We start from the raw sequence: 5,811 nt of genomic DNA, 5'->3' as shown, positions 1-5,811 counted from the left end.
CACGAGGATCATCACCGTGCCGAGGTCCTTGCCGCCGAGCACGGTGCCGATCACGATCACCGCGACGGGCACCACCGGGATGAACACGTGCTTCCACGACGTCAGCAGGCGACGCTTGCGGTAGAGCACCGCGGCCATCCACAGGGCGAGCGCGAGCTTGAGGAACTCGGCCGGCTGGAACTGGAACCCGGCGATCTGCACCCAGTTGCGGTTTCCGTACGACTCGATGCCGAGGCCGGGCACGTAGACGAGCAACTGGAACAGCGTCGCGAAGATCAGCACCGGCCACGCGATGCGCTTCCAGAACTGCATCGGCGCGCGGCTGAGCACGAACATCAGCGGGATGCCGATGACGGCGAAGATGCCCTGCTTCAGCACGTGATCGAAGGGGTTCTGGCCGCCGTCCGTCGCCGAGGTCGCCGACAGCACCATGACGAGGCCGAAGCCCGTGAGCAGCAGCGCCGCCGAGGCGATGAGCAGGAACTCGCTCGGCACGGGCTGGAACGCACGGCCCAGGGACACGCGAGCGGCGAGTCCGGAACGAGCCGGCTCGTCCTCGGGCGCCTGGCGGGGCGGGGGTGCGGTCGTGGTCACGCGGTGATCCCCTCGTCCTACGGTCGGTCGGTTCCCTCGTCCTGGCCGGCGATCCACGCCCGCACCGCCTCGGCGAAGCGTTCACCGCGGTCGGCGTAGGAGGCGAACTGATCGAACGACGCCGCCGCGGGGGCGAGGAGAACGGTGTCTCCGTCCCGGGCCACATCGGCCGCCAGTTCGACGACCCGTGCCATGACGTCCTCAGTCTCCGTGTGGTCGACCTCGAACAGCGGAACCGTCGGGGCGTGTCGCTCGAACGCGGCCACGATCTCGCCGCGGTCGGTTCCGATGACGATGGCGGCCCGGGCCGCGGCACCGCGCGAGCGCACGAGGTCGGCGACGTCGACGCCCTTCAAGAGTCCGCCGACGACCCAGACGGCACCGGGGTACGCCGCGAGCGACGAACCCGCGGCGTGCGGATTGTTGGCTTGGAGTCGTCGACCCACGTCACGCCGCGATGCGCGGCGATCACCTGGATGCGGGCGGGTCGAGCCGGAACCGTCGAGCGCGTCGTGGATGTCGCTCGGCGCGACGCCCAGGAAACGCNCGAGCGCGCCGCCGCCAAGAATTTTCAACACGACGTGCGGCGCGGCGAGGCCGTGCTCGGCGAGTTCGGCGACGGTTGTGAGCTCCAGCGCCGAGGTCGCGCGCTCCTCGAGGAACGCGCGGTCGACGAGGATGCCGTCCACGAGACCGAGATCGCTCGGGCCCGGGACGCCGAGGTCGAAGCCGATCGCGCGGGCGCCCTCGACGACCTCGGCCTCCTCGACCATCTCGCGGGTGACGAGATCGGCCTTGTTGTACACGCACGCGACCCGCGTCCGCGCGTACACGCCGGCCTTGGCATCCCGGTACGCGGCGAAGCTGCCGTGCCACTCGAGGTGGTCGTCCGCGAGGTTGAGGCAGACGGCCGCGTGCGGGGAAAGCGCGTCCGGGCCGGTCTGCAGGTTCAGGTACCAGAGCTGATGGCTCGAGAGTTCGACGACGAGCGCGTCGAAACCGTTCGGGTCGCGGACCGCGTCGAGGACCGGCGTGCCGATGTTCCCGACCGGGACGGCACGCAGGCCGCCGGCGACGAGCATCTCCGCGGTCAGCCGCGTCGTGGTCGTCTTGCCGTTCGTACCCGTGATGAGGATCCAGTCGGCGGGGCGGCCGTCGGGCCGCACCACCTTGTCGCGCACGCGCCACGCGAGCTCGACGTCGCCCCAGAGCGGAATGCCGGTCTCCCGCGCCCACACGATGAGCGGGTGCGAGGGCGGGAAGCCGGGCGAGGCGATCACGACGTCCGGCGCGAAGTCCGTGAGGACGCTCGGTACCGCGTCGAGCGGGCCGACGTGCAGCTCCGCGCCGATCACCGGCAGGAGCCGCGCGTACTCGGGGTCCGCCTTCTCGGTGACGACGAGCACCTGCGCGCCGAGCTCCGCGAGGGTGTCGGCGGCGGAGAATCCGGTGACCGACAGACCGAGCACCGCGACCTTGAGGCCGCGCCAGTCGGCGTACCAGCTGGTGAGGGATGCCACCCGTTCCGCGCTCATACCCGGGACAGCCATTCCACGTAGAAGAATCCGACGCCGGACACGGCGAGGAGGCCCGCGATGATCCACATGCGCACGACGATCGTGACCTCGGGCCAGCCGCGCATCTCGAGGTGGTGGTGGAGGGGGCTCATGAGGAACAGGCGCTTTCCGCGCGTGATCTTGAAGTAGATCCGCTGGAGGATCACCGATCCGGACGCGATGACGTAGACACCGGCGATGAGGATGAGCAGCAGCTCGGTCCGCGTGAGGATCGCGAGCGCCGCGACCACGCCGCCGATCGCCATCGACCCGCAATCGCCCATGAAGACCTTCGCCTTGGGCGCGTTCCACCACAGGAACCCGACGAGCGCGCCGACGAACGAAGCTCCGACGATCGCGAGGTCGAACGGGTCGCGGACGGCATAGCATCCGCCCTGGACGGACGCGTCGAGCACGTCGGCGCACATCTGCTTGTTCTGCCAGAACGCCATGAGGCTGTAGGCGCCGACGACGAAGATCCCCGAACCCGCTGCGAGCCCGTCCAGACCGTCCGCGACGTTGACCGAATTGGATGCCGCGGTGCCGATGAGCGAGATCCAGGCGAGGTACAGCAGCCACCCGAGGATCGGACCGAGCGCGAACAGGGAGAGCACCTGGATGTCGCGGAAGATCGAGATGTACCCCGACGCCGGCGTCTGCCCGATCGCGTTCGGGAAGTTCAGCGCGACGATCGCGAAGGGGACCGTCACGATCACCTGACCGGCGATCTTGCGCCACCCGGAGAGCCCGAGGCTGTTCTGGAACCGCACCTTCATGTAGTCGTCGATGAACCCGACGACGCCGAAGCCGAGCATGAGCCAGAGGACCAGGAGGCCCGACACGGTCGGCGGGTTGTTCCCCGCGAACGCGCCGATGAAGTAGCCGACGATCGTGCCGAGGATGAAGATCGTGCCACCCATCGTGGGCGTGCCGCGCTTGGCCCCGTGCGAGGGGTTGTGCACGTTCTCGGGCGTACGGATGACCTGTCCCCAGCCCCACTTCCGGAATCCCCGCAGGAACACCGGAGTGAGGAAGAGCGTGAAGGCCAGAGAGATCCCCGCGGAAGTCAGAAGTGATCTCACGCGAACGATTCTCCCAGACGGTCGCCGAGGAACCGCAGCCCGGCGGAGTTGGACGACTTCACCAGCACACGGTCGCCGTCGCGCAGCTCACCCACGAGGTAGTCGTAGGCGGAATCGGCATCCGGGAAGAAGACGGCCTCGCCGTCCCACGAGCCCTGCGCGATCGCCTCGAGGTACATGCGGCGCGCCTCCTGGCCGATGACGACGATCCGCTGGATGCGCAGGCGCACCGCCAGAAGACCGACGCGATCGTGCTCCTCGTCGGCGTACTCGCCGAGTTCGCTCATGGCGCCGAGCACCGCGACAGTGCGCTCCTCGGGGCCGGTGATCTGCGCGAGCGTGCGCAGGGCGGCGGCCATCGAGTCGGGGCTGGCGTTGTACGCGTCGTTGATGATGCGCACGCGGTCGGAGCCGAGCGGCTGCATGCGCCAGCGCTCGGCGATCTCGACGGTCTCGAGGCGGGCGATGGCGTCCGCCGCCGACACGCCCAGCGCGGTCGCCGCGGCGATGGCCGCGAGGGCGTTCATGACGTGGTGCTCGCCGAGCACGCGCAGCATCAGCGTGTGCGCGACGCCGTCGACGAGCAGAACGGCGCGGGTCCCGGATGCCGAGACCTCGACGTCCACGGCGCGCACCGCCGCACGTTCCCCGCGACCGAACCAGCGCACGTCCTGACCGCGCTCGCGCGCGATCGGCGCCATGGCCGCCACGCGCGGATCGTCGGTGTTGAGGACGGCGAGACCGCCCTCGCGGGTGGCGCGCACGAGCTCGCTCTTCGCGTGGAACGTCGCTTCGATGCCGCCGAAGCCGCCCGCGTGGGCCATGCCCACCATGAGGACGACGCCGATGTCGGGGGTCACGAGGCCCGCGAGCCGCGCAATGGCGCCGGGGCCGCTCGCGCCGAATTCGCTCACGAGGAACCGCGTGTCCTCGGTCACCCGCAGCATCGTGAGCGGCGCACCGACCTCGTTGTTGAAGGACGCTCGGGGCGCGACGGTGGGGCCCTCGTCCTCGAGGATGCGGGCGAGGAGGTTCTTCGTGGTCGTCTTGCCGTTCGAACCGGTGATGCCGACGATGCGCAGGTCGCCGGCCGCGCGCGCGCGCGCGACGACGTCGCGGGCGAGTTCTCCGAGGGCCTCGACGACGTCGGGGACGACGACCTGGGTGACCGGTTCGTCGAGTTCGCGCTCGACGAGGGCGAGGGCCGCACCGCGTTCGATCGCCGCCGGGACGAAGAGGTGTCCGTCGGTGGTCTCACCGGGCTTGGCGACGAAGATGCCGCCCGGCTCGATGAGGCGGGAGTCGGTGTCGACGAGGCCGTCGACGGTGGTGTCCGGTGTGTCGTCGCCGTGCAGCACGAGACGACCGCCGAGAACGGCGGCGATGTGGGACAGGGTGGTGGAGATCATTGCTGTGTACGGACGCCCTTTCCGTGTCGGGAGGAGACCGGCATCCGGCGTCTCAGCCGAACTTGGGCAGTTGGGGGCTGGTGGATCCGGAGGGGATCACCCGGTAGTTCTTGAGCACCTGGGTGAGCGCCTTCTGGAACGCGGGGGCGTTGGCCGCAGACGACTTTACCGTCCGAGGTTCGTCGAGGTTGACCGCGACGATGTACTGGGGGTCGTCCGCGGGGGCGAATCCGATCATCGTCGTGAAGTACGCGTCGGGCTTGTAGGCACCGGTGTTGGGGTCGGTCTTCTCACCCGTACCGGTCTTGATCGCGATGCGGTAGCCCGGGATGGCGACCTGGGATGCCAGGGTGCCCTGCGTCGCGACGTTCTCGAGCATCTGCGACACCTTCTGCGCGGTGTCCGCGGAGACGACGCGCTGGCCCTGCTCGGACGGGACGTCGGTGACCGTCCCGTCGGCCGCGGTGCAGCTCTCCACGAGCGAGAGCGGGATGCGCACTCCCCCGTTGGCGATCGTCTGATACGCACCGACGAGCTGCGGGATCGTCACGGCGAGGCCCTGGCCGAACGCCGTGTTGTAGAACGTCTGGTCGTCCCAGTCCTGGACGGGGTGCAGGATGCCGCCGGACTCGCCGGGGAAGTCGATCGCGGTGGGCGAGCCGACGCCGAACTTCTGCAGGTAGTCGTATCGCGTCTGCGCCGGGATCATCTCGGCGAACTTCGAGATGCCCACGTTCGAGGAGTCGATGAGGACACCCGTGAGGGTGTAGTCGTTGGGCCCGTGGACGAACGAGTCCGAGACGCGCGCGCCGCCCTTGAGGGTCTCGGAGGACGACGCCGTCACCGTCGTGTCGGTGGTGAAGGAGCCGCTGTCCAGACCGATCGCGGCCGTGAGCGCCTTGAACGTCGAGCCCGGCTCGTTCGGGTCGCTGAAGGCCCAGCTGCCGCGCTCCGCCGCCGGAGAGGCGGTGGGGTCGTTGGGATCGACGGTCGGATACTCCGCGAGGGCGCGCACCTTGCCCGTCTTCGCCTCGACGACCGTGATGGCACCGCGCAGCGCGCCGGTGTTCTGCACCTGCTCGGCGATGAGCTGGCCATGTACCACTGGAGGTCGCGGTCGATCGTGAGCTTGAGCGTGCCGCCGTCGACGGCAGGCTCGGTCTGGACCTC

5 protein-coding genes are annotated in these 5,811 nt (G+C 69.5%); all 5 read right to left on the bottom strand.

The window, feature by feature from the left end; all coding sequences use genetic code 11:
• The coding region (locus I5G_RS09540; RefSeq protein ID WP_022878857.1) for an FtsW/RodA/SpoVE family cell cycle protein at window positions 1-594 on the bottom strand (594 nt) is incomplete at its 3' end.
• 17 nt (window positions 595-611) lie between these two features.
• Window positions 612-2,129, bottom strand: a complete 1,518-nt coding sequence (murD, locus tag I5G_RS21660; protein ID WP_239642520.1) for a UDP-N-acetylmuramoyl-L-alanine--D-glutamate ligase — start codon at window positions 2,127-2,129, stop codon at window positions 612-614.
• Window positions 2,126-3,232, bottom strand: a complete 1,107-nt coding sequence (gene mraY, locus I5G_RS09530; protein ID WP_022878856.1) for a phospho-N-acetylmuramoyl-pentapeptide-transferase — start codon at window positions 3,230-3,232, stop codon at window positions 2,126-2,128. The genes murD and mraY overlap by 4 nt, the downstream gene beginning before the upstream one ends.
• Window positions 3,229-4,641: a UDP-N-acetylmuramoyl-tripeptide--D-alanyl-D-alanine ligase gene (gene murF / locus I5G_RS09525; protein ID WP_022878855.1), complete on the bottom strand. Its 1,413-nt coding sequence runs from the start codon at window positions 4,639-4,641 to the stop codon at window positions 3,229-3,231. The genes mraY and murF overlap by 4 nt, the downstream gene beginning before the upstream one ends.
• Window positions 4,642-4,693: 52 nt before the next feature.
• Window positions 4,694-5,746, bottom strand: a complete 1,053-nt coding sequence (locus I5G_RS21655) for a penicillin-binding protein 2 (RefSeq protein ID WP_051038733.1) — start codon at window positions 5,744-5,746, stop codon at window positions 4,694-4,696.
• Between the last annotated feature and the right edge of the window lie 65 nt (window positions 5,747-5,811).

This window comes from Microbacterium sp. B19, from assembly GCF_000333395.1.
In the GTDB taxonomy this organism is placed as follows: domain Bacteria; phylum Actinomycetota; class Actinomycetes; order Actinomycetales; family Microbacteriaceae; genus Microbacterium.
The sequence above is the reverse complement of the archived record's forward strand: the minus strand, read 5'-3'. Positions and strand labels throughout refer to the sequence as shown.